We start from the raw sequence: 24,297 nt of genomic DNA, 5'->3' as shown, positions 1-24,297 counted from the left end.
GCCGACACCGCCCCGCGCCGGCCGCCGGTCCCCGTACGAGCCGGTCGAAGGGCCGGGTACGAGCCGGTCGAAGGGCCAGGCCCGTGACCAGTCCCGTACACGCCGGTCGAACGGTCGGGCCCGCCAGAGCGGAAAGCTCTCGCGGGCCCGTGCCGAGGAGCGCCCCGGTGGCGTTCTGCTGCTCAGATACGGCCGCCACTGAGGCGGGAGAGCGGTCCACGCCGACGCAGACCGGCACGGCGGCCCAGTGTGTAGGAGCAGAGAACCACGGTGGCGGTGCCCGCTCCGGCGGCGACCGCCAGGACCTTCCTGGCCTTCAGGAGGGTCCATGCCGTGCCGACCTTCCCGATCGTCTGCTGGGCGGCCGAGGAGACGGTGCCCTGCACTGTCCTGGCCGCTTCCCTGGCCTTCTGCGACGCCGCTCCGCCGAGAGTGACCACGGCTTCCTTGCTGCCGTGGCCCACGGCTGCGGCCGCTTCTCCAGCGCTCTCCGCCGCCTGGGCGGCAGCCCGCTGCGACTCCTTCGCCGGTTCCGCGGCGCCTTGGGTCACGGTCTTCGTCGCCTCTCGCGCGCTCGCGGTCGGCGACTGTCCGTTCGTCGTCCTGTTACTTGCTCCAGCCATGCGCGTCGGGTATCCAGCCGCACGGTCGGCAAACAGCGGTCCACGTCGCACAGACGGCGACCCGCGTACCGAATTGCGAAATCACGTCCAAGGCCGTGTTTCACCCGGCGCATCGCGCCTACCGGTACTACATGGTCCAGTCGATGCGCGAAACAGAACGTAAGTACGCCGTCCCTTCGTCCTCCGACACCTCCTGGCTGTCCGGAGCCTCCTGGCTGTCACGGCTGGAGCGTGTGGAAGGTGTCACGGCGGTCGTCGACCGGGGACCCGAGGAGTTGGACGCGGTCTACTACGACACCGCCGACCTTCGCCTGTCCGGTTCCTCGGCCACGTTGCGCCGAAGGACGGGCGGCTCCGACGCCGGGTGGCATCTCAAGCTGCCGTTGCCGGGCGACAGCCGGGAGGAGATCCGGTCGGCTCTGACCGACGCCGACGCCGATGCCGTCCCGGACACCATGCTCGACCTGACGGCCTCCCGTACGCGCGGGGCAAGGCTGACCCCGGTGGTCCGTATCCGCTCGACCCGCGAGGTGCGGCATCTTGTCGACGCCGAAGGCACTCTCCGTGCCGCGTTGAACATCGACACGGTTCGCGCGGAGTCCCTGCGTGCGGAGGGCAGGCGTGCCGTGTGGAACGAGGTGGAAGTGGAGCTGGCCGAGGGCGCGGATCCCGCTCTGCTGGACGCCGTGGACAAGAGGCTGCGCAAGAAGGGCATCGCCCGTGCGCAGTCCCCGTCGAAGCTGGCCCGAGCCCTCGACGAGACGGCGACGCCCGCCGCTCCGGCCGATGGCGCCGGCCGGTCCGGCGACCTGGGCCTGGACCAGGGCTCGGCCGGCGAGCAGGTCCTCGTATACGTACGAGACCAGATCCGCACCCTCACCGCCCTCGACCCGGCCGTACGACGCGACCGGCCCGACTCGGTGCACAGGATGCGCGTCGCCTGCCGCCGGCTGCGCAGTTGTCTGCGCTCCTACCGGTCCGTCCTCGACCGCGATGTCACGGACCCGATCCGGGCCGAGCTGAAGTGGCTGGCCGGGGAGTTGGGCGCCGAGCGCGATCAGGAAGTACTGATGGAGCGCCTCACCCACCGCGTCGGCGTCCTGCCCGAAGAACTCGTTCTCGGCCCCGTGGTGGCGCGGCTTCAGACGTGGAACGTCGTGCGTGGCACCGAGTCCCATCAGCGCACTCTCGACGCCCTGGGATCGCCCCGCTACCTGACCCTGCTCGACTCCCTCGCCGAGCTGCTGGAACAGCCTCCGCTGCGTACCAAGGCCGGCAAGAAGGCGGGCAAGGTCATGGCCAGGGCTGTCCTCAAGGAGTACGACCGCCTGACCGAGCACATGACCCACGCTCTGGACCTGTCGCCCGGCCCGAAGCGTGACATGGCGCTGCACGAGGCCCGCAAGGCGGCGAAGAAGGTGCGGTACGCGACCGAGGTGGCCCGTCCTGCCCTCGGCAAACCGGCCGAGCGTCTGGGCAAGCGGGTCAAGGCGGTGCAGAAGGTCCTCGGCGATCACCAGGACAGTGTGGTCGCCCGCGGCACGATCAGGGATCTGGCCGTGGCGGCCCAGGGGGCCGGCGAAGCCGGTTTCACCTGGGGTCTGCTGTACGGCGCGGAGCAGGCCGTTGCGGCGACCCGGGAACAGGAGGTGTCCACGGTGTGGGCGCACGCCTCCGCCCCCGCGCTGCGCAGGCAACTCCGTAAGTAGGTCACGGATGTTTCGACGGTGCGCGGATGGTTCGACGGTGCGCCTACCAGGTGACGGGGAGTTGCGAAACGCTGCAGACCCGGCTTCCGCTGGTCCAGGTGAGTTCCTGGGCGCTGCCCGCGAGCGCGAGGCCGGGGAACTCCCGGATCAGCGATCCGATGGCGACCTGCAGTTCGACGCGCGCGAGGTTGGCGCCCAGGCAGAAGTGCGGCCCGTGTCCGAAGGTGATGTGTTTGTTGTCGGCGCGCCGGACATCGAACGTGTCCGGGGCCGGGAAGTGCTCGGGATCGAAGTTCGCGGCCACGACCGGGGCGAGAACACCCCGTCCCTTGCTGACAGTGCCCCCTGACGGGAGCGACAGGGTTTCGGTGGCAACGCGCAACAGCCCTCCGTGGCCCGGGACCTCCATACGGAGGATCTCCTCGACGGCGACAGTCAGGAGCGCCGGATCATCGCGGAGTACGGCGAGTTGGTCCGGGTGCCGAAGGAGCGTGAGGATGCCCCGGCCGATGACATTGCCGGTGGTCTCGTGTCCCGCGATGATCAGCCCCCGAACCATGCGGGCCAGCTCGACTTCGTTGAGCCGGTCATCCGCGTCATGGGCGTTGATGAGACTGTCGAGCAGATCCTCGCCCGGGGCGCGGCGGCGCGCGGCGATCAGGGCGTCGACGTACGCAGCGAACTCCGCCCCGGCTTTGGAGCGTTCCGGAGCGTCGGCGGTGCTCGTGGACAGGAACATGTCCGACCAGCTGCGGAACTGAGGGCTGTCCTGAGCCGGGATGCCGAGCAGCGCGCAGATGATGTTGATCGGGAGCGGGAACGCGAAGGCCGTCATCAGGTCCGCCGGGGGTGATCCGGCGCGCATCTCCGCGAGGAGTTCGTCCGCGACGGTCTGGATGCGGGGCCGACAGCTCTCCGCCCGCCGAGGAGTGAAGGCGGCCTGGACGATGCGCCGCAGTCGCGTGTGTTCGGGCGGGTCCATGTTGACCAGTGCGTTCGGGTCGTCGGAGAAGTCCGCGTCGGACAGCATGCGCGGCGCGCCCGCGTAGCGCAGATTGCGGCTGAAGCGCAGATCTCCGAGGACTGCACGCACGTCGTCGTAGGTAGTGGCCAGGAGCGCTTCGTCCCCGCTGGGCAGGACCACCGGGGCCAGCGGGCAGGCACTCCGCCTGCCGGCGTAGTCCCGCGGTGGGCTGCCATGAGGACCCGGCCGGAAGGGGAACGTCGTCCCCTCATCGGATAACTCGTTGTCCGGCACTCTTGAACCCCTCCCATGACAGCGCACCACGATCCGACTTGACTGACGGACCGTCAACTACCTTCGAGAGTCCTCAGGTTCATGGAGATCGTCAAGGCCGCGGCGTCTCCGCACACCGTGTGGAGACGCCCTGGATCCTGTACGTCCCAGTTGGCGGTGGGCCCCGGACGATGGGGCAGGCTCAGATGTGGACCACGATCTTTCCCCGCGTGTGTCCGCGCTCGGCGTACGCGTGCGCTTCCGCGGTCTGTTCCAGCGGGTAGGTCCGCTCGACGCGCGGTGTGTAGCGGCCCTGCCGGCCGAGTTCGCCCGCTTCGGCCAGGAGCGTGGAGTCGTTCTCCGCGTTGGCCAGATGCACACCCAGGCGCTGCGCGTTGGCGTAGTCGGCGATCGTCGACACGCGAGCGGGGTCGCCCACGATCGCGACGAGGTCGGCCAGGGACCCGGAGGCCGCGGTGTCGAGCGCGATGTCGACACCGTCCGGAGCCAGGGTGGCCAGGCGTTCCGCGAGGCCGGTGCCGTAGGTGGTGGGAACGGCTCCGAGGGAGGTGAGGAACTCGTGGTTGCGCTCGCCGGCCGTACCGATCGCGGTGGCGCCCTGAGCCACCGCGATCTCGACCGCGGCACTGCCCACACCTCCGGCGGCGCCCTCGACGAGCAGGGTGCGCCCCCGCAGGGGACCGAGCGCCTTCAGGCCGCCCATCGCGGTCACGGATGCCAGACCGGCGCCTGCGGCCTCCTCGTCGGTCCACGCGGTGGGCGCGTGGGCCCAGGCCGAGAGCACGGCCAGCTCCGCTGTCGCGCCGGTGACGCCGCCCAGCCCGAAGACACGGTCACCGATGCTCACCCCCTGGACGCCCTCGCCGATCTCGTCGACCACGCCGACGGCATCACGCCCGGGAATCGCGGGCAGGTCCACGGCGAGCACCTCGCGCACCGCCCCGGAACGCACCTTCCAGTCAACGGCATTGACGCTCGCCGCCGCGACGCGGATGCGGATCTCGCCGGACCCGGGATGCGGGTCCGGCACCTGCTCGACCACGAGGGTCTCCACGCCGCCGTACTCGTGATACCGGACTGCGCGCATGACGTTCCGCCTTTCCACACGGCCTGACCGGCCGTTGGTGACATCAGTGGGGTGAATGTTCGGCGAGCGCCGACCCCCACTACGCTAAAAGCTGACGTTGGCGTCAGGTGCAAGTCGGGCGGGCCGCCCGGCGGACGGAGGAGGACCGGTGCGTATCGGTGAGGTCGCCGACAAGGCGGGAGTGAGCGTCCGGGCGCTGCGCTACTACGAGGAACAGGATCTGCTCCAGGCGCAACGCAGCCCCGGCGGCCAGCGGCACTACCCCGACACCGCCGTCCCCCGAGTCCGGCTGATCCAGCAGATGTATGCCGCGGGCCTCCCGAGCAGAGTGGTCCGCGAGGTGCTGCCGTGCGTGGACTCGGGTGAAGCGCCCCCGGCACTCCTGGACCAGCTGGAGGCCGAGCGGGTCCGCATCGACCAGCGGATCACCGACCTGCTCGCCGTGCGCGACCGGCTCGACGACGTGATCGCCATCACGCGGGACCCTGACGCCGACTGCTCTCACATGCACTGAAAGTTTCGCCAGGTGCTCCAGGTCGGGCCGGGGTCGTCGGCGAAGTACGTCAGCACCATCTTGACCGGTGCGTCGACGTCCGCATCGACCATCGGCTCGCCGAGGACATGAACTCGGCTCGACCGGCGGCCGAGGTACGGCCCCTCATCGACGGCGCGGACGTCCTCAAGGAGGTCCACCCGGAAGGGCTGGCAGTCAGTTGCGACCGCTGGAAAGGTCCGGCGGAGAGCTGGCCGCTGGCCGTCACGGAGGAACCCCGCAGGATCATGATCACCGAGCCGACCTGCACGGCCGGCTGCTGCGGCGCCCTGTACGTCACCATGCGCCGCGAGGGCGATCAGGTGATCTGGGACGCCTGGGAAAACACCAGCGACATCACCGCCGTACCGATGGACTTCCGCTTCGATGCCGCCCAGTACGAGGCTGAACTCGCGCGAGCCGCGGCCGACCGGAGTTGGGAAGAGCCGGTGGACACCATTGCCCGGCTCCTTGAACAGACCCTTGTGGACAGCGGCTGGTTCGCACGCTGGGAGTGCGTTCTCACGAGTGTCTCGCCACGCCGCGAGGAGCCCGATCTCCCCGAGGCGTTCACCAGCCCCGAGGGTGTTGATGTCGCGTTCCGCCAGGCCCGGGGGCCGAACGAGCCTGCGGATCACTACGAGTTCGAGTTGTTCGTCACCCGCGACCAGTCCGTGGAGGAGCAGGTACGGCAGCTCGCGGACCACATTCTGGCGGACGATCCACGGAAGACCGCTGAGGCTCTCCAACGCTGAGGAAGCTGGGACATCGATTCGAGGTTCATATCGATTCGATGCAACTGTGAGACGATGGCCCCATGCTGGAACTCGCGATTCTGGGCTTCCTCGCCGAAGGCCCGCTGCCGGGTCATGAACTGCGCAGCCGTGTCTCCCATCTGACCGGCTACACCCGCCCGGTCAGTGACGGCAGCCTCTACCCGGCCATCAACCGCCTCGCCAAGGCCGGCCTGCTGGAACGGCAACCCGACCCGCGCGCGGGTGCCGCCCGCTACCTGCTGAGCCTCACGGAAACCGGCCGCACCGACATGCTCCAGCGCCTGCGCCGGCCCGCCGACCACGAGATCACCGACCACACCCGCTTCTACACGGTGCTGTCGTTCCTCTCACTGCTCCCCGACGTCGCCGAACAGCACGCGGTACTGCGCCGACGCCTGGCCTTCCTGGAGGAGCCCGCGAGCTTCTTCTACGACGGTGACCGGCCGATCCGCGCCGAGGAGCTCACCGACCCATACCGGCGCGGCCTGCTCCTGACCGCCCGCGCGACCAGCCGCGCCGAACGCACCTGGCTCCGCGAGGCGCTGGGCGAGGAACCCCCCGAGAGCCCCGCGACCGCCTGAGAGACACCGGAGGTACGTCCATGCTCGCGTCCTGGTACGACCAACAGGGCCCCGCCGCCGACGTGTTGCACATCGGCGAACTGCCCGACCCCGAGCCCGGCCCCGGTGACGTACGGGTCCGTGTGAGCGTGTCCGGCATCAATCCCGGCGACACCAAGAAGCGCCGCGGCTGGCTCGGCTCCTCGATGCCCTACCCGCGTGTCATCCCGCACAGCGACTCCGCCGGTGTCATCGACAAGGTGGGCGAGGGAGTCGACGCCCGCCGCGTGGGACAGCGGGTGTGGACCTACGGCGCCCAGTCCTACCGGCCCTTCGGCACCGCGGCCCAGTACACCGTCGTACCCGATCAGCAGGCAGTCCCGCTCCCCGACCACCTCGGCGACGAACTCGGCGCGAGCCTGGGCATCCCCGGAATCACCGCCCACCGCGCGGTGTTCGCGGACGGCCCGGTCGACAGCCGGGTCGTACTCGTGCACGGCGTGCTCGGCGGCGTCGGCTCCCTCGCCGCCCAACTCGCCCACTGGGGCGGCGCCACCGTCATCGGCACCGTCCGCCGCGGCGGCGACCTCGACCGCGTCGACCCGGCCACCATCCCCCACGCCGTCGCCCTGGACGCCGACGACCCGGCAGCCGAGATCCGCGCGCACGCCCCCGACGGCGTGCACCGCGTCGTCGAGGTGTCCCTGTCGGCCAACGCCGACCTGGACAACGAGGTCACCGCGCTCGACGCCGTCATCGCCGCCTACGGAACCCACGCCGACCGCACCGAACTCCCCTTCTGGCCCCTGCTGTTCAACAACGTGACCGTGCGTCTGCTCGGCAGCGACGACTTCCCCGCCCCGGCCAAACGACAGGCCGCCCGCGACCTCACCGCGGCAGCCGCGGCCGGCGCCCTCACCGTCGACGTCGGCGACCGCTTCCCTCTGGAGGACATCGCCAAGGCCCACGACCGGGTCGACGCGGGCGGGCGCGGCCGGGTGCTGGTCACGGTCACCGGTTGACGTAGGGCACCAGCGGCTCACCCCCTGACGTCGTCAGTGGCCGACGTCGTGGTCGCCCGCTTCCACGAGGCCGCTCTCGTACGCGAAGATCACGATCTGGATCCGGTCGCGCAGCCCGAGTTTGGTGAGGATGCTCGACACGTGTGATTTGACGGTGGCGGCGCCGATGGACAGCTGCTCGGCGATCTCCGCGTTGCTCGCGCCCCGGGCGACGGCGGTCATGATCTCGCCCTCGCGGCCGGTGAGCCGTTCAAGGCGGGCCGCGGCGACGGTGTTGACGCGACGCTGCGTGAACCGGTCGATGAAGCGCCGGGTGATCGAGGGGGCCAGCAGTGTCCCGCCCTCGGCCACGGTGCGTACGGCGGTGGCCAGTTGCTCGGGGGGAATGTCCTTGAGCACGAAGGCACTGGCGCCGGACCGCAGCGCCTCGTAGACGTACTCGTCCGGGTCGAAGGTGGTCAGGATCAGTACCCGGGTGTCCCAGTCGGCCTCCTGAAGGATCCGGGAGGTCGCTTCCAGGCCGTCCATCTCCGGCATGCGGATGTCCATGAGGATCACGTCCGGGCGATGCCGGCGTACGGCCTCGATCGCCTCGATACCGGTCCCCGCCTCGGCCACGACCTCGATGTCGTGGTGGACCCGGAGAATCATGGCGAAGCCGCGGCGTACGAGCGCCTGGTCGTCGGCGACGACGACGCGGATGCTCACGTGGGCTCCCCCTTGGCGGGCAGATGGGCGGTGAGCCGGAAGCCGCCGCCGGGACGCGGCTGGGCGTCGAGGCTTCCGCCGAGCAGCAGGGCTCGTTCCCGCATGCCGACGATGCCGTGGCCGGGCAGCCCCTCGTGCGCGGCCGACACGGAGCGGACGGCGGTACCGCGGCCGTCGTCGAGGACCACGATGGTGACGCCGTCGCCTTCGGCGCGCAGGCGCACCTCGGTGCGGGTCTGCGGTCCGCTGTGCTTGAGCACGTTGGTCAGTGCCTCCTGGACGATGCGGTACGCCGAGAGATCCACCCGGGCCGGGAGGGGGTCCCGGATGCCTCCGGTGACCGAGACGTCCAGACCCGCCTCCCGGACCTCGGCGACCAGGCGGGGCAGGTCGGCCAGGCCCGGCTGAGGGCCCAGTCCGTCGCGCTCGGCGTTCGGCCGCAACACTCCCAGCAGGTGCCGCAGTTCGTCCAGCGCCTGGCGTCCCGCTTCCTCCACCGCCGCCATCGCCTCCAGGGCGCCCTGCGGATCCTCGGCGGCCACCATCCGGGCCGCACCGGCCTGCACCGTCATCATGCTCACCCGGTGGGCGACCACGTCGTGCAGTTCACGGGCGATGTGGGTGCGCTCCTCGGCCACGATCCGCCGTGCCTCGGCGGCCTGTTCCTGGCGGATCCTGGCAGCGCGCCCGGCTCGAAGTCGCAGGCGCCGGCCGAGATACCAGGCCCCGAACATGAAGACGTAGCCGAAGCCGATGTCCTCCCAGGGGGTGGAAAGGAGGATGCCGTCGATCGTGAGCGCGGCGATGGCCGCGCCGACGCCGAGAGGGCCCCACCGGTTGTCGTCGTCGTGCCTGCCGACGCTGTAGAGCGCGACGATCACCATCCCGCCCAGAACGGAGTAGCTGCTCCCCAGCGTCGGGGCCCACGCCACGAGTGCGACGCACAGGACCGGGACCGGCCTGAGCCGACGCAGGTAGAGCGCCGCGCCGGCCACGGTGATGAGCAGGAGGGCGGGATCGAACACTTGGGCGACCGGTCGGACGACGAGGGAGTCCCCCGGCCCCTCTTCCAGGAGCGCGGTCAGCAGGAAAATCACAGTCGCGAGGACGGCGTCCGCGCCCCGCGGCCAGCGCGTGAACGGGCCGCGGAACCTGCCCGGCGCCCTGCGGCCGGGGCCGGGCGTCTCGGCATGCGGAGCCGTGCGGATCATCGTCGCTCCATCGAGAGGCGGCCGGTGCCTTGGCCGGGAAGCGTCCCATGGCCTGGCGCAGGCACCGCGACGCGCCGGGCAAGCCATCGTAAGTCCAGCTCCGAGGCACCGTCACCCGCCTGCGGGCGGATGCGGTCCTCCGTCCCCCGGCGGAGACGTTCGCTCGTATTTCCCGTCGCGCGTGGGGGCGTCCAACCCTCCTGACGGCGGGAGACGGCAGCGGCGTCGGCGCCCACGATGGAACCGCTCGAACACCTCCTGCCGCCGCGCACCGGCCGGTGCCGCGAACGGCGGCTGTCCCGTACGAGCCCAGCCGACCGTGCCACCGGACGGCGGCCATCCCGCACGAGCCCAGCCAACAGGTGCCGCCGGTCGGCGGCCGTCTCCCAGGAGTTGCAGCCATGAATCGACTCACGCGCCGTATCGGCGACGCGAGCGCCCGCCGACCGTGGGTGACCATCGGGGCCTGGGTGGCCGCCCTGGCGCTCGTGCTGCCCCTTGCCGGGCTGGTCGGCGGCTCGTTCGTCGACGACCTCGTCGCTCCCGGCAGCCAGAGCGAGAAGGCGATGGAACTGCTGGAGGAGCGCTTCCCCGAAGCGTCCGGCGGCAGCGCCGTCGCCGTCTTCGCCGTGCCGGAAGGAGAGCGGATCGACCGCCACCGGACGGCTGTCGAGGCGGCCGTCGGCCGCGCCGCCGAGGTGGAGCACGTCGCCACGGTCACCGATCCCTTCACCGCGGGCTCGGTCTCGCCCGACGGACGGATCGGCTACGTCCAGATCGACTTCGACGTACCGTCGATGAAGGTGCGCCCCGAGCAGATCGACGCCCTCAACGACGCGATCGAGCCAGTACGCGGCGACGGTGTCGTCGCCGAACTCGGGGGCGACGCGGTGTTCATCAACGCCGAGACTCCGACCTCGGGCGCGGAGGCGGCGGGCCTGCTGAGCGCACTGGTCATCCTGGTGGTCGCGTTCGGCACCATCGTGGCCGCGCTGGTCCCGATCGCGCTCGCCCTGGTCGCCGTCGCGGCCGGCCTGGGCAGCATCGTGCTGCTGGCCAATGCGACGGACGTGTCCACCGCCGCGCCCACGATCGGCGCGATGATCGGCCTGGGTGTCGGTATCGACTACGCCCTGTTCATCGTGGCGCGCTGCCGCGAGAACCGAGCGGCCGGCCAGGACAACTCCACCGCGCTGTCGAACGCCATGAGTTCGTCCGGCGCGGCCGTGCTGTTCGCCGGGGGCACCGTGGTCGTGGCGATGAGCGCGCTCGCGCTGACCGGCCTGGGCTTTCTGACCTCGATCGGCCTGAGCACCTCGTTGGTCGTACTGTTCGCCGTGGCGACCGCCCTGACGTTGCTGCCCGCCCTGCTGTCCCTGCTCGGCGACCGCATCCACAAGGGGCGGCGGAGCCTTCGTACGCGCCGCGTCAAGAAGTCCGACAGCCCCGAGAAGACGGCATGGTGGCGGTTCGCGCACCGCGTCTCCGGTCGGCCGTGGCCCTACCTGCTGGCCGGGTCCGCGGTGCTGCTGGCCCTGGCGATCCCGGCGCTGCGCATGGAGACGGGTTTCCCCGACGCGGGCAACGACACGACCAGCACCACCCACCGCCGCGCCTACGACCTGTTGGCGGAGGGCTTCGGTCCCGGCTTCAACGCCCCACTGCTCCTCGTCGCAGACCTGCGTGACCCGGGTGTGGACGCCGAGGGCATCCCCGAGTTGTCCCGGCGTGTCGCCGACGACCCCGGCATCGCGTCGCTCGGCGAGCCCCGGTTCTCCGCGGCCGGGGACACGGTCGTGCTGCCCGTGCTGCCCACCACCGCCCCTGCGGACGCCGCGACCTCCGACACCCTCGAACGCGTCCGCGGCATCATCCCCGACAATGTCGCGGTGTCGGGCCTGACCGCCATGACCGACGATCTCACCCGTCAACTCGCCGACACCCTGCCGGTGTTCATCGCCGCGATCCTCGTGGTGTCGTTCCTGCTGCTGATGCTGGTGTTCCGGTCCGTCGCGGTTCCGCTGAAGGCCGCCGTGATGAACCTGCTGTCCATAGGCGGCGCGTACGGCGTCGTGGTGGCCGTCTTCCAATGGGGCTGGCTGGGAGGGCTGTTCAACCTCCATGAGACCCTGCCGATCGTCTCGCCCCTGCCGACGATCTTCTTCGCGGTCCTCTTCGGCCTGTCCATGGACTACGAGGTGTTCCTGCTCTCGCGCGTCCGCGAGGAGTACGACGCCACGGGTGACCCCACCGAGTCGGTGGCACGCGGTATGGCGGTCACGGGCCGCGTGATCACCTCCGCCGCGCTGATCATGACGGTGGTCTTCCTCAGCTTCGTCGCCAACCCCTCGCCACTCGTCAAGATGATGGGCCTGGGGCTGGCCACGGCCATCGTGCTCGACGCCACGATCGTCCGCATGGTGCTGGTGCCCGCGTCCATGGCACTGCTGGGGCGCGCCGCCTGGTGGCTGCCCCGGCCGCTCGACCGCCGGCTGCCCCGCATCGCCGTGGAGAACGTGGAGGGTGTGGAGGGTGTGGAGGGTGTGGAGCGCGACGACGTCCCGCCTCCTTCCGAGGCCGCGCCGGCCCCCACTGCCCGAATCAGCTGAAGTCACAGGCTCAAACGCGCCGCGCTCCACGCATGCGAAGTGGTCTGAAGTGGCCTCAAGTGGTCTGCCTCACAACCTGTCACAAGGTCCGGTCGGGCGGCGTCTTGAGGCCGAACCCACTGCGAACGAGGGAGAGACCATGGCTGAGAACACTGATGTGGTCGTGATCGGCGGCGGCTACGCCGGCGTCATGGCGGCCAACCGCCTGACGCAGCGCGACGACGTGACCGTGACCCTGATCAACCCGCGCCCGGTCTTCGTTCACCGGATCCGCCTGCACCAAGCGGTGGGCGGGTCCAACGACATGGTCGTCGACTACCGAGAGGTCCTGGCCCCGAGCGTCCGTCTGGTGGTCGACACCGCCGCGCGGATCGACGCGGCCGAGCACAGTGTGGAGTTGGCGGCCGGGGACACCGTCGGCTACGACTACCTGATCTACGCGGTGGGCAGCGGCAGCGCCGACCCGGACGTGCCCGGAGCGGCCGAGTTCGCCTACCCGATCGCGGCCCTGGAGGAGGCGCAGCAGCTGCGGTCGGTCCTCGACGACGCGCCGGCGACGGCCGCGGTGACGGTGGTCGGAGCCGGTCCGCTCGGCATCGAGGCCGCCGCCGAGCTGGCGGAGGCGGGCCGCAGGGTCACCCTGGTGTGCGGCGAGACGCTCGGGCCGTATCTGCATCCCCGCGTTCGGCGCTCGATCGCCAAGCAGCTGGCCAAACTCGGCGTGACCGTACTCGAAGGCCCCGGCGCGAGGGTGACGGCCGTGACGCGCGATGCCGTGCGGCTCAGCGACGGCCGCGAGCTGCCGAGCCGGGTGACCGTCTGGACCGCCGGTTTCGGCGTGCCGGACCTGGCCTTGCGCAGCGGGCTGAGCACGGACGCCCTGGGCCGCCTGCTCACGGACGAGACGTTGACGAGTGTGGACGACGCGCGGATCGTCGCGGCCGGGGACTCGGCGGCACCGTCGGATCTGCCGCTGCGGATGAGCTGCCAGGCCGCCGGCCCGCTGGGCGCGCACGCCGCCGACACGGTGCTCAGCCGGATCGCGGGTGAGCAGCCCGCGTCCATCAGCGTGGGTTTCTTCGGCCTGTGCGTCAGCCTGGGCCATCGCGCGGCCACCGTTCAGCTCGCCTCCAAGGACGACAGCGCGAACAGGTTCTCCATCGGTGGCCGCCTTGCCGTGAAGATCAAGGAGAGCAGTTACAAGGGCTTGCTCAAGCGTCTGGCGGACGAGGCGCGCAAGCCCGGTTCGCACACCTGGCCCTTCAAGGACGACAAGCGCCGGCAACTGCTGCAGGCCAAGCGCAACGAGGCACCGGCCTTGCGGACAGCGCAGCGTCTTACGGACTCGTGACGTGGTGCGCGCGGCCCGGGGGTCCGGCCGGTGTGCCGCCCTAACGTGGGCGCATGCGAGTACTGGTCACCGGCGGTGCCGGGTTCATCGGGTCCCATGTCGTCGAGGCGCTTCGGGCGCGCGGGCACGAGCCCGCCGTGTTCGACGTACGTGCTGATCCCGATGCGGACGTCCGGGACCCGGAGGCGGTCGCCCGTGCCCTGGCCGGTATGGACGCCGTGTGTCATCAGGCGGCGATGGTCGGCCTTGGTACCGGGTTCGCCGACGCGGCGGAGTACGTCTCCCGCAACGACCTCGGCACCGCCGTACTGCTCACGGCCATGGCCGAGAAGGGCGTCCGGCGCCTGGTGCTGGCCGGCTCGATGGTGGTCTACGGGGAGGGCAGGTACACGTGCGCTCGGCACGGGGTGGTTCGGCCCGGGCCCCGGGACGTCACCGACCTGGCGGCCGGGCGCTTCGAGCCGCGGTGCCCGGCATGCGGGGAGGAGTTGTCGCCGGGGCTGGTCGGCGAGGACGCGCCGGTGGACCCGCGCAACGTGTACGCCACCACCAAGCTCGCCCAGGAACATCTGGCCGCCGCCTGGGCGCGCGCGACGGGTGGGTCGGCGGTGTCGTTGCGCTACCACAACGTGTACGGGCCCCTGATGCCCAAGGACACGCCGTACGCCGGAGTCGCCTCCTTCTTCCGTTCGGCGCTCGCCCGGGGTGAGGCTCCGCGTGTGTACGAGGACGGCCGTCAGCGGCGCGACTTCGTGCACGTACGGGACATCGCGACGGCCAATGCGACAGCGCTGGAGGCGGATTCGGCCGCAGGAGCGCTCACCGCGTACAACACCGGCAGCGGTGAGCCGCACACGGTCGGCGAGATGGCGAGGGCGCTGGCCGCGGCGGACGGCGGGCCCGAGCCGGTCGTGACCGGCGAGTACCGGCTGGGCGACGTGCGGCACATCACGGCCGACTCGTCCCGGCTGCGGGCGGAGCTGGGGTGGAAGCCGGAGGTCGGTTTCACCGAGGGCATGCGGGAGTTCGCGCGAGCCGGGATGCGTGGCGCGTAGCCTCGCTTGGACCGGTGGTGCTGCCCGCTTCAGGAAGCGGCCGCGGGCAGCACCACCTCGAAGCGGCAGCCACCGGGGATGTTGCGTACGGTGGCCCGGCCCTGGTGGGCCTCCACGATGCCGCGGACGATGGCCAGGCCGAGCCCGGCGCCTGCCGGAGGCGTGCGGGCGTGGGTGCCGCGCCATCCGGTGTCGAAGACGCGGGGCAGGTCCTCCTCGGGGATGCCGCCGCAGCCGTCCGTCACGGACAACACCACGCCGTCGGGCAGACGTTCGGCGGCCACCATGACGGTGCCGTCCGCGGGGGTGCGCCGGATCGCGTTGACCAGGAGGTTGCCCAGCACACGGCTCATCTCCTTGCCGTCCACCTCGACCGGCAGGGGCTCGACGCCGTCGCCGACGAGTCGCACCCCGTGTTCGCGGGCCAGCGGATACACCCCGGCGAGGGCATCGCCGACCAGGTCGTAGACGGACATCCGGGAGAGCGACAGAGCCAGGCTGCCGGCGTGGATGCGGGAGAGTTCGAAGAGGTCGCCGACCATGTCGTTGAGGCGTTCGACCTCGGTGCGGATCTGCTTCAGATAGCGGTCCGGGTCGGCGGCGACACCGTCCTCCAGCGCCTCGGCCATCGCGCGCAGGCCCGCGAGCGGGGTGCGCAGATCGTGCGAGATCCAGGCGACGAGTTCACGGCGGGAGGCCTCCAGGGCGCGCTCGCGCTGCCTGGATTCGGTGAGCTTCGCGCTGGTGGTCTGCAACTCGCGGCTGAGCGCGGCCAGTTCAGCGGTGGCCGCACCGTGGGGTGCCGTGAAGTCGCCGTCGTCGCCGAAGGAGCGGGCGGCGAGGGCGAGTTCGCGACTGCGGGCGACCACCCAGCGGCCCAGCAGCAGGGCGGCGGCCAGGGAGACGACGGCCGCCATCGCGACCACCGTCGTCACCACGGACAGGTCGTGTGCGGACAGGAACATCGCCTGAGCCACGGCCAGGGTGCCCGCGAGCATCGCGGTCACTGCGACGGCGGCCACCACTGTGAGGGAGGTGGTCAGGGAGCGGCGGCGCAGCATCCACAGTGTTCCCGCGCCGAGCAGGCCGGCCGCCCCGGCACCGAGGAAGGCGTACAGAGCGATGAGGAGGGTGTCGCGCATGATCACTCCTCGCCCTGAGGGGAAGACCCGGGGGAACCGGAAGGACCAGAAGGGTCGGCAGGATCAGAGGGACCTGCGGGACCTGCGGGATCGAACCGGTAGCCAACCCCCCACACCGTCTGGATCAGGCGGGGCCTGGCCGGATCGTCCTCGACCTTGTTGCGCAGCCGTCGGACGTGGACCGTGACGGTCGAGAGGTCGCCGAAGTCCCAGCCCCACACCTCCCGCATCAGGTCCTCGCGGCTGTACGCCCGGCCCGGATGCCGCAGGAAGAACGCCAGCAAGTCGAACTCACGCAGGGTGAGGGCGAGTTCGCCGCCGTTCTTGGTGGCGCGGCGCGCGGCCGGGTCGACGGTGAGTCCGGCCGCGCTGTGGGAACGCGTGCCCGCGCGGGGCCTCGTGCGGCGCAGGACCGACTCCACCCGCAGCACCAGCTCCCGAGGGCTGAACGGCTTGGTGACGTAGTCGTCCGCCCCCACCTCCAGGCCGAGGATGCGGTCGTCCTCGTCGCCGCGGGCGGTGAGCATGATGACGGGCACGGGGCCGCGGCCGCGCAGCCGGCGGCACACCTCCAGGCCGTCCATGCCGGGCAGCATCAGATCGAGTACCACCAGGTCCGGCCAGTGTGCGGCGGCGCCTGCGAGGGCGGTCGGCCCGTCCTCGGCCCGGTCCACCAGGTACCCGGCGCGATCCAGGTAGCCCGAGACGACCTCGGCGACCGTGGGGTCGTCGTCGACGACGAGGACGCGTGCCGTCCCGGTCCGTCCGTCGGCGGAGGCGCCCGCCACCGACTCGTGCGGTTGCTGTTCCATACGGCCAGCCTCGCACCGCGTGCCTTTGAGCGTCGCTCTCGAGTGGTCCACCGGCCCTGACGTCCGTGTTTCGTAAGGAGCCGAAGACCGATATGCGTGGTTTGCGTTCGTAGGGTGAGAGCCGTGATGACCCCCTCCACACCTGAGGACGTCGACGTCGTCCTCCCCTGTCTGAACGAGGCCGAGGCACTGCCCTGGGTACTCGCCCGCATTCCGTCCGGCTGGCGTGCCCTTGTCGTGGACAACGGCTCCACCGACGGCTCGGCGGAGATCGCCCGGGAACTGGGCGCCACCGTCGTCCGTGAACCGCGCCGCGGCTTCGGCGCCGCCTGCCATGCGGGACTGACCGCGGCCACGGCCGGCATCGTGTGTTTCTGCGACTGCGATGCCTCGCTGGACCCGGCCCTGCTCGTGCCGTTCGTGGACGAAGTCCGGGGCGGCGAGGCCGACTTGGTGCTCGGGCGGCGCCGGCCTCGGGGCCGCGGCGCCTGGCCCGTGCACGCCCGGGCGGGCAATCTCGCACTCGCGCTGATGCTGCGCCGCCGCACCGGTCTGCGCCTGCACGATCTCGGTCCGCTGCGTGCCGCCCGCCGTGAGGCGCTGCTCGCCCTGGACCTGACCGACCGGCGCAGCGGCTACCCGCTGGAGATGGTCGTGCGGGCCGCCGACGCGGGCTGGCACGTCACCGAGCACGACGTCCCGTATCTGCCGCGGTCCGGCGCCTCGAAGGTGACCGGGACCTGGCGCGGCACCTGGCAGGCGGTTCGGGACATGAGCCGCGTCCTGGCCGAGCGACCCCTCGTACCCACGGCGGCCACAGCACAGGCACAAGGAGGAGCCCGCCGGTGACCACCCTGCTCGTCATCGCCAAGGAACCGCGGCCGGGACGGGTGAAGACCCGCCTCACGCCGCCGTTCACCCCCGAAGAGGCGGCGGCGCTCGCCGAGGCGGCCCTCACCGACACCCTGCGCGCGGTGGCCGCGACACCGGCCCGACGCAGGGTCCTGGTCCTCGACGGACAGCCCGGACCCTGGCTGCCACCCGGCTTCGACGTCGTACCGCAGTGTGCGGGCGGCCTCGACGAACGGCTGGCCGCGGCCTTCGCCGGCTGCGACGAACCGGCCCTGCTGATCGGGATGGACACACCGCAGGTCACCCCCGCCCTGCTCACCGCGGGCTTCGACGGGTACGACGCCTGCTTCGGCCCGGCCGAGGACGGCGGCTTCTGGGCGCTCGGGCTGGCGGAGCCGGACCCGGAGCTGCTGCGCGGGGTTCCGATGTCGACGCCCGGCACCGGCGCCGTACAGCGCGCCCGGCTCGTCGCGGCCGGCCTGCGGGTGCGCGATCTGCCGTGGCTGCGGGACGTGGACACGTCCGCCGACGCCGAAGCGGTCGCCGCCCTGGCGCCGCACGGCTGTTTCGCCGCGGAGCTGTCCCGGCTGCGGACGGCCGGCCGCCGATGAGCACGGCGCACGAGGTGATGGCGCGGGACCCCGGCGGGCACAGCTGGTCGGCCGACCCCTATGCCGACGCCCTCCGGGCCGGCCGTGGGCCGCTCTTCCTGCGCCGTGGCGACGGCTGGCTGCTGCCGCTGGATGTAGAGCGGTGGTGTGCGCGGGCCGACGCCGTGGACCGGCAGGTCCTGGACCGGTGCGAGGGTGCCGTCCTCGACGTCGGGTGTGGGCCGGGACGGCTGGTCACTGAACTCGCCGCCCGGGGCCGGATCGCGCTCGGTGTCGACGTCAGCGAGGCCGCCGTCGACCACACCCTGGGCCTCGGCGGACCCGCCCTGTGGCGCTCGGTCTTCGAACCACTGCCGGGCGAGGGCCGCTGGAACACCGCTCTGCTCCTGGACGACAACCTCGGCATCGGCGGCGATCCGCGCGCCCTGCTCCGCAGAGTGGCCCAACTACTGCTGCCCGGCGGCCTGTTGATCGCCGAGACAGCCCCGGTGGACGTGGACGAGCGCGCGGACGTCCGTATCGTGCGCGGCACCGACGCCCGGGGTGACACCGGGGCCGCGTTCCCCTGGGCCCGGCTCGGTACGCGGGCACTGCTGCGGTACGCCCGCCCGCTGGGCTGGCGCACCGTGGATCAGTGGTCGGCCGGTGGCCGCTGCTTCGTCTCCCTGCGCAGCCTCAGCACCAGCAACAGGGCGGAACCGCCGAACAGCACGGCGGTGATCAGCAGCCAGCGGGCGAGGAAGCCGTCCGCGGACAGGCCGGTGGCGGACTCGTAGCCGTCCGCGACCCGGCCGCTGATCAGCGGGAACCACACCAGCAGCAGAAGCCCGGAAAAGGCCGCCGGCACCCGGACGTACAGGGTCCAGGCCCGGCGGCCGGCGGCGCCGAGCACTCCGGTGACGGCCCGGTCCACGGCCGCGTACAGCGGCAGGAACACCAGGTCGTGCAGCACGGCCGCGCCCACGAACCACAGCGTCACCCCGAACCAGTCGTCGGACAGCAGACGCACACCCGCGTATCCGGCGAGGGCGAACGAGCAGGCCAGGAGCAGCAGTTGCAGCGGGCTGCCGAGCGGAGGGAACGCTCTGCGCATCACAGGTCTCCGAACGTCATCCGGGCCACCCACTTGGTGTTGAGCACACCGGGCGCCGCGGGCACGATGATCCGGGCCGGGTAGCCGTGATCGGGGGTCAGCGGCTCGCCGTTGACGTCCAGGGCGAGCAGGGAGCGCGGGTCACGCACCTGGTTGGACCGCAGGGCGGCCTTGCGGAAGGCGCCGCGTCGCTGGAGGGACTCCACCATGACGTCGGGGGCCGCTTCCGCGTCGTACCCGACGAGGACGGCCAGTTCCCGCAGCCGTACGCCCCGCCACCACTGGTCGCCGGTCGACCAGCCCTCCACACAGGCGATGGGCAACGCCGAACTGTGCAGCGGCAGTTCGAGCAGTTCGGCGCGGCTCAGCCGGACGGTCCCGGAGGGTCCGGTGAGGACCAGCCGCCACACGTCCTCGTGCGTCTCCCGCGCGCTGATCCCCCGGGACGCGGCCGTCTTGTTGATCTGGAAGCCGCCGGGACCGTTGCCCGGATCGGCGGCGCCGTGCGGTGCGAGGAGGGCGGTGCGCCGCAGCGGACCGTCGAAGTTCTGTCCGGCCGTGGTCCCGAACAACAGCAGTGAACCGCCGCCGACGAACCACAGCGCGCCACGCCGGGACACAGTGGGCTCGGCCGGCCGCGGGGAGACCAGCGGGAAGTCCGGCTCCCCGCCCGCCTCCTCCTCGGGGCCGGTCCCCGCCCGCATACGACGCAGGTTGCGTACGGCGGCGGGGGCCCGGAGCACCACGTGCACCAGGAACGCGCCGAAGAACACCCAGGCGCCGTAGAAGTGCAGCGGATAGAAGGAGCCGGGGAAGAGGTAGTCCAGCTGGACGTTGAGCACACCCGTCACGAACTCGAACAGCACACCGCCGACGAGGAACAGCAGGGAGATCCGCTCCAGGGCGTGCGCGAGCGACCGGGCCGGCGGCAGCGCGAACAGCTTCGGAACGACCGACCACAGCTTGGCCAGCAGGACCGGGACGAGCGTGATGCCCAGCGTGACATGGACGCCCTGGGTGAGCCGGTACAGCCAGTAAGGATGTGTCGGCCAGGCGAAGAGGTAGAAGCCGAGCAGTCCCTTGTCCGGGGTCTTGTCGTTGACCGGCGAGAGATCCGGGTTGTACGCGGCGTACGACAGCAGCCCCGTCACGAACAGCGCGGTGATCCCGCCGAGCAGCACGACACCGAGCACCGACGTGAACCACGGACCGCGTACGGGACTGCGCCAGAAACCGGGGGACGTGGGCGAGACAGGCGGGGTGGGCAACCGTGACATGCGCCGACCGTAGGCCGCCGCACCTGCGAAAAGGGTCCTTCAACACATGACGAAACGCTGACGTCCGCACGCGCCACGGCCTCGGCGCGGTCCCCGCGGCCTAGCGTTCCCCCGTGACCCGTGATCTTCTCCGAGACCTGTACGCGACCGCGGCCGCCGCGCTGCTCGTCGTGGCGGCCGCGCTGGTCGGCACCGCGATCGAGCGGGAGCACGGCACCCTGCACGTGGGGTGGCCTCCCCTGTACGCGAACTGGGGCCCCCACCTCGGTCCAGGCACCCCTGCGGCGATCGTCGTCGCGGTCGGCGTCGTGGCGTACGGGCCGCGAGTGGCCGCCCGGCTGCCGTGGCGCGCGCTGCTGGGCGCCGCCTGGGGTACGGCCATGGCGTGGACGTGGTCACTGGCGCTGATCGACGGCTGGCAGCGCGGGGTCGCCGTCCGGCTCACGACCAGCTACGAGTACCTGCGGGTCATCGACCGCTTCCAGGACATCCCCGCGACGCTGCGGGACTTCACAGGACACATCCTGATCCACTCCCCCGACCACTGGCCCGCGCATGTGGCGGGTCATCCTCCGGCGGCGACGGTCACGTTCGTCCTGCTCGACCGGGTCGGACTCGGCGGCGGAGGCTGGGCCGGCGCCTTCTGCATCACCGTCGGTGCGTCGGCGTGCGTGGCGGTACTGGTCGCCGTGCGGGCGCTCGCGGACGAGACACTCGCGCGCCGGGCGGCGCCGTTCCTGGTGATGGCACCGGCCGCGGTATGGATGGGGACGTCCGCGGACGGCTACTTCGCGGCGGTCGCCGCCTGGACGATCGCGTTCCTCGCCCTCGCGGTCACCGGACACCGGCCGCGGCTCACCGGTTTCGCCTCCGGCCTCCTCTTCGGCCTCACCTGCTATCTCTCCTACGGGCTCACGCTCTTCGCGGTGATCGCGGGCGCCGTCCTGCTGCTCGGCCCACGACGAATCCGGCCGCTGCCCTACGCCCTCGCCGGAGTCGCCGTCGTCCCGGTCGTGTTCACCCTCGCGGGCTTCAACTGGTGGGAGGCGTATCGGCTGCTCGTCGAGCGCTACTACCAGGGAGCCGGCGGCATCCGGCCCTACGGCTACTGGGTGTGGGCCAACCTCGCCTGCACGGTCCTGATCGTGGGTCCGGCGACGGTGGCGGGCCTGCGACGAACCGGCGCCACGCTCCTGGAGACCCGGAGACGACTCAGGGCACGTTCCTCCCCCGACGCTGCTCTGCGCGGGCGCACACCCGACCTCCACGGCGGATCCGTACGGGTCGGCTCGACCCTGCGCCAACGGGTCCTGCGCTGGGCGGACATGCCCGGCGCCTCCGCCGAACTCCGCCTCGCCGTGCTGGTCGCCGCCGCGCTCGCCGCCCTGCTCATCGCCGACCTGTCCGGGATGAGCAAGGCGGAGACCGAGCGCATCTGGCTGCCGTTCGTCATGTGGCTACTGGCCTCGTGCGCCTTCCTGACCCGCCCCCGCACCTGGCTCGCGGCCCAGGCCACGCTCGCCCTGCTTCTCAACCACCTGCTGCTGACCGGCTGGTGACGGACGGCGCCGGGCCCGGCGGGCGGGCCGCCCGGACCCGGTGAGGACCAGGGCCAGGGCCGGCTTGGCTCGCGGCGCAGCCGTACCGTCCGGCGGCGACTCGGTGGCCCGCCTTCAGCCTGCTGCCCGCACCGCGCGCAACACGGCCCGCGCCATGCCTCGCTCGCCGCGCTCGTTGGGGTGCATGGAGGCCGCCGGGGCCGCAGGCATCAGGGGCTCGATCCAGCGCACGTCCTTGTCCGCGCAGGCGTCGTGGCCGACGGAGGGCGTGTAGGTGTCGACGTACCCGGCTCCGGCGGCTTTCGCGCTGTCCCGCAGCATGGCGTTGAGCTGCCGTTCCTTCTCCCGCAGGTAGCTCACGTCACCCGGCGCCAGGCCCGTCGCACGTTCGCAGCCGCGGCCGTCGTCCGGCAGTATCGCGGGATAGCCGACGACGTACACCCGTGCCTCGGGGGCCCGGCGGCCGATGTCTCGCAGCGCGGCGGAGAGCCGCTCGCCCGCTGTGTCGATCCTCGCCGCCACCTGGTCGGTGCCACCGGAGACGTACCGCTTCCGGCACGGGGCGTCGTTCAGCGCGCCGTCCTCGAAGCGGCTCTCCATCTGGTACCGGACGCCGTCCTTGACGCACGCGGTGATCAGCGAGCCGAAGCCGATGTCGTTGCCGCCGACGCCGACTGTGACCAGGCCGGTCGCGGCGCTGACGGCCGCCAGCTGGGCCGGGTTGACGCCGTCGTCCGTGGACTGCGGGGCGGACAGGTCGGCAACCGTGGCCCCACTGCAGCTGACGTCACGGAACTCCGCCGCGCCGAGGCCGAGGCCGTCGGCGACCAGCGCCGGGTAGTTCCGGTCGGAGCGGTCGCACCCCGGGGGTCTGCCGTTCTGGTCGGGGATCTTCGGGCCGGCCGTGTAGGAGTCGCCCAGAGCGACGTACGGTCCGCGCGGGGCCGACAGGAGTGCCGATGCCGTGCCACCGTCGCCGTCCCTGGTCACGGCGACCGCTGTGAGGAACGCGGCGCACGAGACGACCCCGGCCAGTCCGAGCGTGATGCGGGCCTTCATCGTGTGTGCTGCCTCCCAGTGCGGGAGTCCGGGAGAGAGGCACGTCGCGCGGGCGTGCGCGACGCGGTCGGCTTTCCCCTTCGGACGCCGGGCGATGACCGGCACACGCCACCCTGATCGCGGGCGCGGAGCAGTCGGTCTCGGATACCAGCTCAGGCTCCCCCGGCGGGGCCCTCCCCGTCGTCATGCCGTGGTAGGCACCGGGACTACTGGGGACGCAGTACGCCCGCGGCGGCATGTCGTACGCAGGTAGGCCCGACGTCTCTCGTGGGGCCTGGCGTTCTGCCGGCTCGACGCGACACGGCACGGCGGTCGCGGCCGACGACATCACGGCGCTCGGAACCGCGACACGCGACGGTGCTCCGCCGCGGGAGCCGACTGGCGCATCGGCAGAACGGGCTACGCCGTCGCGCCTCGGTCGCCCAGTGCCGCTCCCAGCCGGCGCCACTGCCGCATCGGGAGTTCCATCATGTCGCCGGTCAGCACCTGAAGAGCGACGTGGTCGGCGCCTGCGTCGAGGTGTTCGTCGACACGGCGGAGGATGGCGTCTTCGTCACCCCACGCGACCAGCGCGTCCACGAGCCGGTCGCTGACGGTCTCCACGTCGTCGGGGGAGAACCCCGACTGCAGCATCTTGTTGGCGTAGGTGGCATAGGACAGGTAGCCACTGAGGAACTCCCGGCCGATGGTGCGCGCCTCGTCGGCGTCATCGGTGAGGACGACCGTCTGTTCCGGCGCCAGCAGCGGTCCGGTCCCGAGGATCTCGCGGGCCTCGCGGGTGTTGTCGGGAAGGATCAGATAGGGATGCGCGCCGCCGGCCCGCTCGGCCGACAGGCTCAGCATCTTCGGGCCGATCGCGGCGAGCACCCGGTGGTCGCTGGGCACCGGGTCGGGTGCGGCATCCAGGTCGTCCAGGTACGCGCGCATCGCGGCCAGCGGTTTCCGGTACCGGCCGGGTTCCAGCGACGCGTCGACCACCGCCGCCTGGCTGACGCCGATGCCGAGCAGGAACCGGTCGTCGTGTGCTTCTCGCAGTTCGGCGTAGGCCGCGGCGACCTGTGCCGGGTCATGCATCCAGAGGTTGAGGACGCCCGTGGCGACCGTCGTGCGCACAGTGGCCTTCAGCAGGTTCTCCACCGATTCGAGCACCGATCCGCCGGTGTCGGGGAGCCACAGGGCGGTGAATCCGAGCTCCTCGAGTTCCGCGGCGGCTTCGGCAGCCCTTCCCGGATCGCCGTAGCGCAACGGCACACTCCACACACCGACGCCGGCCGGCCTCAGGGGACCGTGCAGGATGGAGGGGCTGGATCCCATGGCGGGACTCCTCACGCAGTATTCGGAGACTGTCTCCGAATACTATACGGAGACAGTCTCCGTATAGCGGAGCGGCT

At 71.6% G+C, this 24,297-nt stretch carries 22 protein-coding genes; 12 read left to right on the top strand and 10 right to left on the bottom strand.

Annotation, left to right across the window (positions count from 1 at the left end; all coding sequences use genetic code 11):
• Positions 1-182: 182 nt before the first annotated feature.
• A complete protein-coding gene (locus ACFWXQ_RS19315) occupies positions 183-623 on the bottom strand; it encodes a hypothetical protein (protein ID WP_383953165.1) in 441 nt (146 codons plus the stop codon).
• A gap of 131 nt (positions 624-754) precedes the next feature.
• Here ACFWXQ_RS19315 and ACFWXQ_RS19310 point away from each other — a divergent pair, with 131 nt between their 5' ends.
• Positions 755-2,332 (top strand): CHAD domain-containing protein, encoded by a 1,578-nt coding sequence (locus ACFWXQ_RS19310; protein ID WP_383953167.1) that lies wholly within the window; start codon positions 755-757, stop codon positions 2,330-2,332.
• A 43-nt stretch (positions 2,333-2,375) separates the two neighbouring features.
• On the opposite strand, the gene ACFWXQ_RS19305 is transcribed toward ACFWXQ_RS19310, so the two are convergent.
• Together ACFWXQ_RS19305 and ACFWXQ_RS19300 are read right to left on the bottom strand one after the other, a co-directional pair.
• The gene (locus ACFWXQ_RS19305) at positions 2,376-3,425 is read right to left on the bottom strand and encodes a cytochrome P450 (RefSeq protein ID WP_383953169.1); all 1,050 of its coding nucleotides are present in this window, start codon (positions 3,423-3,425) and stop codon (positions 2,376-2,378) included.
• Positions 3,426-3,771: 346 nt separating this feature from the next.
• Positions 3,772-4,677, bottom strand: coding sequence for an NADP-dependent oxidoreductase (locus tag ACFWXQ_RS19300; RefSeq protein ID WP_386268656.1), 906 nt, complete (start codon positions 4,675-4,677; stop codon positions 3,772-3,774).
• A 148-nt stretch (positions 4,678-4,825) separates the two neighbouring features.
• Between ACFWXQ_RS19300 and ACFWXQ_RS19295 the strand changes: the two genes are divergently transcribed.
• The 4 genes from ACFWXQ_RS19295 to ACFWXQ_RS19280 all read left to right on the top strand — a co-directional run bounded on the left by ACFWXQ_RS19295 (position 4,826) and on the right by ACFWXQ_RS19280 (position 7,567).
• Positions 4,826-5,191: a MerR family transcriptional regulator gene (locus ACFWXQ_RS19295; RefSeq protein ID WP_383956355.1), complete on the top strand. Its 366-nt coding sequence runs from the start codon at positions 4,826-4,828 to the stop codon at positions 5,189-5,191.
• 107 nt (positions 5,192-5,298) lie between these two features.
• Complete coding sequence (locus ACFWXQ_RS19290) at positions 5,299-5,964, top strand: hypothetical protein (protein WP_383956358.1); 666 nt, start codon at positions 5,299-5,301, stop codon at positions 5,962-5,964.
• A 62-nt stretch (positions 5,965-6,026) separates the two neighbouring features.
• Complete coding sequence (locus ACFWXQ_RS19285; protein WP_383956361.1) at positions 6,027-6,566, top strand: PadR family transcriptional regulator; 540 nt, start codon at positions 6,027-6,029, stop codon at positions 6,564-6,566.
• Positions 6,567-6,586: 20 nt separating this feature from the next.
• On the top strand, positions 6,587-7,567 hold the full coding sequence (locus ACFWXQ_RS19280; RefSeq protein WP_383956364.1) for an NADPH:quinone reductase: 981 nt from the start codon (positions 6,587-6,589) through the stop codon (positions 7,565-7,567).
• 33 nt (positions 7,568-7,600) lie between these two features.
• Here ACFWXQ_RS19280 and ACFWXQ_RS19275 read toward each other — a convergent pair whose 3' ends face one another.
• Positions 7,601-8,275: a response regulator transcription factor gene (locus ACFWXQ_RS19275; RefSeq protein ID WP_055610229.1), complete on the bottom strand. Its 675-nt coding sequence runs from the start codon at positions 8,273-8,275 to the stop codon at positions 7,601-7,603.
• A complete protein-coding gene (locus ACFWXQ_RS19270) occupies positions 8,272-9,486 on the bottom strand; it encodes a sensor histidine kinase (RefSeq protein ID WP_383956369.1) in 1,215 nt (404 codons plus the stop codon). Before ACFWXQ_RS19270 ends, ACFWXQ_RS19275 begins: the two co-directional genes overlap by 4 nt.
• Positions 9,487-9,887: 401 nt before the next feature.
• Here ACFWXQ_RS19270 and ACFWXQ_RS19265 point away from each other — a divergent pair, with 401 nt between their 5' ends.
• The 3 genes from ACFWXQ_RS19265 to ACFWXQ_RS19255 all read left to right on the top strand — a co-directional run bounded on the left by ACFWXQ_RS19265 (position 9,888) and on the right by ACFWXQ_RS19255 (position 14,501).
• A complete protein-coding gene (locus ACFWXQ_RS19265) occupies positions 9,888-12,095 on the top strand; it encodes an MMPL family transporter (protein WP_383953249.1) in 2,208 nt (735 codons plus the stop codon).
• A gap of 139 nt (positions 12,096-12,234) precedes the next feature.
• The gene (locus ACFWXQ_RS19260) at positions 12,235-13,446 is read left to right on the top strand and encodes an NAD(P)/FAD-dependent oxidoreductase (protein WP_383953247.1); all 1,212 of its coding nucleotides are present in this window, start codon (positions 12,235-12,237) and stop codon (positions 13,444-13,446) included.
• 53 nt (positions 13,447-13,499) lie between these two features.
• The gene (locus tag ACFWXQ_RS19255) at positions 13,500-14,501 is read left to right on the top strand and encodes an NAD-dependent epimerase/dehydratase family protein (RefSeq protein ID WP_383953245.1); all 1,002 of its coding nucleotides are present in this window, start codon (positions 13,500-13,502) and stop codon (positions 14,499-14,501) included.
• Positions 14,502-14,530: 29 nt separating this feature from the next.
• Here the strand turns inward: ACFWXQ_RS19255 and ACFWXQ_RS19250 are convergent, their stop codons facing one another.
• Both ACFWXQ_RS19250 and ACFWXQ_RS19245 read right to left on the bottom strand, forming a co-directional pair.
• Complete coding sequence (locus ACFWXQ_RS19250; protein ID WP_384084797.1) at positions 14,531-15,643, bottom strand: sensor histidine kinase; 1,113 nt, start codon at positions 15,641-15,643, stop codon at positions 14,531-14,533.
• A gap of 2 nt (positions 15,644-15,645) precedes the next feature.
• On the bottom strand, positions 15,646-16,455 hold the full coding sequence (locus ACFWXQ_RS19245) for a response regulator transcription factor (RefSeq protein ID WP_383953241.1): 810 nt from the start codon (positions 16,453-16,455) through the stop codon (positions 15,646-15,648).
• Positions 16,456-16,581: 126 nt separating this feature from the next.
• Here ACFWXQ_RS19245 and ACFWXQ_RS19240 point away from each other — a divergent pair, with 126 nt between their 5' ends.
• Genes ACFWXQ_RS19240 through ACFWXQ_RS19230 form a run of 3 tightly spaced genes read left to right on the top strand, consistent with a single transcriptional unit; the run spans position 16,582 to position 18,694 of the window.
• A complete protein-coding gene (locus ACFWXQ_RS19240) occupies positions 16,582-17,304 on the top strand; it encodes a glycosyltransferase family 2 protein (RefSeq protein ID WP_386268775.1) in 723 nt (240 codons plus the stop codon).
• Positions 17,301-17,918 carry a DUF2064 domain-containing protein gene (locus tag ACFWXQ_RS19235; protein ID WP_383953239.1) on the top strand — a complete coding sequence of 206 codons (618 nt, stop codon included), beginning with the start codon at positions 17,301-17,303 and terminating at the stop codon, positions 17,916-17,918. The genes ACFWXQ_RS19240 and ACFWXQ_RS19235 overlap by 4 nt, the downstream gene beginning before the upstream one ends.
• Positions 17,915-18,694: a methyltransferase domain-containing protein gene (locus ACFWXQ_RS19230; RefSeq protein ID WP_383953237.1), complete on the top strand. Its 780-nt coding sequence runs from the start codon at positions 17,915-17,917 to the stop codon at positions 18,692-18,694. Before ACFWXQ_RS19235 ends, ACFWXQ_RS19230 begins: the two co-directional genes overlap by 4 nt.
• Positions 18,695-19,010: 316 nt before the next feature.
• On the opposite strand, the gene ACFWXQ_RS19225 is transcribed toward ACFWXQ_RS19230, so the two are convergent.
• Positions 19,011-20,288, bottom strand: a complete 1,278-nt coding sequence (locus tag ACFWXQ_RS19225) for a molybdopterin-dependent oxidoreductase (RefSeq protein WP_383953235.1) — start codon at positions 20,286-20,288, stop codon at positions 19,011-19,013.
• Positions 20,289-20,401: 113 nt separating this feature from the next.
• Here ACFWXQ_RS19225 and ACFWXQ_RS19220 point away from each other — a divergent pair, with 113 nt between their 5' ends.
• Complete coding sequence (locus ACFWXQ_RS19220) at positions 20,402-21,847, top strand: hypothetical protein (protein WP_383953233.1); 1,446 nt, start codon at positions 20,402-20,404, stop codon at positions 21,845-21,847.
• A 114-nt stretch (positions 21,848-21,961) separates the two neighbouring features.
• Here the strand turns inward: ACFWXQ_RS19220 and ACFWXQ_RS19215 are convergent, their stop codons facing one another.
• Together ACFWXQ_RS19215 and ACFWXQ_RS19210 are read right to left on the bottom strand one after the other, a co-directional pair.
• Entirely contained in the window at positions 21,962-22,906 is a 945-nt protein-coding gene (locus ACFWXQ_RS19215) for an SGNH/GDSL hydrolase family protein (RefSeq protein ID WP_383953232.1), read from the bottom strand.
• A 399-nt stretch (positions 22,907-23,305) separates the two neighbouring features.
• Positions 23,306-24,220, bottom strand: a complete 915-nt coding sequence (locus ACFWXQ_RS19210) for an LLM class F420-dependent oxidoreductase (protein ID WP_386268650.1) — start codon at positions 24,218-24,220, stop codon at positions 23,306-23,308.
• Positions 24,221-24,297: the final 77 nt, after the last annotated feature.

Source organism: Streptomyces sp. NPDC058697 (assembly GCF_042715345.1).
Classification (GTDB): domain Bacteria; phylum Actinomycetota; class Actinomycetes; order Streptomycetales; family Streptomycetaceae; genus Streptomyces; species Streptomyces liliifuscus.
This window is presented reverse-complemented; position numbering and strand designations above follow the sequence as displayed.

What these genes read in the sequence shown, in the direction of transcription:
- ACFWXQ_RS19215 (WP_383953232.1), bottom strand. Translation starts at nt 22,906, where the DNA reads ATGAAGGCCCGCATCACGCTCGGACTGGCCGGGGTCGTCTCGTGCGCC.
- ACFWXQ_RS19240 (WP_386268775.1), top strand. Translation starts at nt 16,582, where the DNA reads ATGACCCCCTCCACACCTGAGGACGTCGACGTCGTCCTCCCCTGTCTG.
- ACFWXQ_RS19255 (WP_383953245.1), top strand. Translation starts at nt 13,500, where the DNA reads ATGCGAGTACTGGTCACCGGCGGTGCCGGGTTCATCGGGTCCCATGTC.
- ACFWXQ_RS19230 (WP_383953237.1), top strand. Translation starts at nt 17,915, where the DNA reads ATGAGCACGGCGCACGAGGTGATGGCGCGGGACCCCGGCGGGCACAGC.
- ACFWXQ_RS19225 (WP_383953235.1), bottom strand. Translation starts at nt 20,288, where the DNA reads ATGTCACGGTTGCCCACCCCGCCTGTCTCGCCCACGTCCCCCGGTTTC.
- ACFWXQ_RS19300 (WP_386268656.1), bottom strand. Translation starts at nt 4,677, where the DNA reads ATGCGCGCAGTCCGGTATCACGAGTACGGCGGCGTGGAGACCCTCGTG.
- ACFWXQ_RS19315 (WP_383953165.1), bottom strand. Translation starts at nt 623, where the DNA reads ATGGCTGGAGCAAGTAACAGGACGACGAACGGACAGTCGCCGACCGCG.
- ACFWXQ_RS19210 (WP_386268650.1), bottom strand. Translation starts at nt 24,220, where the DNA reads ATGGGATCCAGCCCCTCCATCCTGCACGGTCCCCTGAGGCCGGCCGGC.
- ACFWXQ_RS19245 (WP_383953241.1), bottom strand. Translation starts at nt 16,455, where the DNA reads ATGGAACAGCAACCGCACGAGTCGGTGGCGGGCGCCTCCGCCGACGGA.
- ACFWXQ_RS19310 (WP_383953167.1), top strand. Translation starts at nt 755, where the DNA reads ATGGTCCAGTCGATGCGCGAAACAGAACGTAAGTACGCCGTCCCTTCG.
- ACFWXQ_RS19285 (WP_383956361.1), top strand. Translation starts at nt 6,027, where the DNA reads ATGCTGGAACTCGCGATTCTGGGCTTCCTCGCCGAAGGCCCGCTGCCG.
- ACFWXQ_RS19290 (WP_383956358.1), top strand. Translation starts at nt 5,299, where the DNA reads ATGAACTCGGCTCGACCGGCGGCCGAGGTACGGCCCCTCATCGACGGC.
- ACFWXQ_RS19250 (WP_384084797.1), bottom strand. Translation starts at nt 15,643, where the DNA reads ATGCGCGACACCCTCCTCATCGCTCTGTACGCCTTCCTCGGTGCCGGG.
- ACFWXQ_RS19260 (WP_383953247.1), top strand. Translation starts at nt 12,235, where the DNA reads ATGGCTGAGAACACTGATGTGGTCGTGATCGGCGGCGGCTACGCCGGC.
- ACFWXQ_RS19265 (WP_383953249.1), top strand. Translation starts at nt 9,888, where the DNA reads ATGAATCGACTCACGCGCCGTATCGGCGACGCGAGCGCCCGCCGACCG.
- ACFWXQ_RS19280 (WP_383956364.1), top strand. Translation starts at nt 6,587, where the DNA reads ATGCTCGCGTCCTGGTACGACCAACAGGGCCCCGCCGCCGACGTGTTG.
- ACFWXQ_RS19270 (WP_383956369.1), bottom strand. Translation starts at nt 9,486, where the DNA reads ATGATCCGCACGGCTCCGCATGCCGAGACGCCCGGCCCCGGCCGCAGG.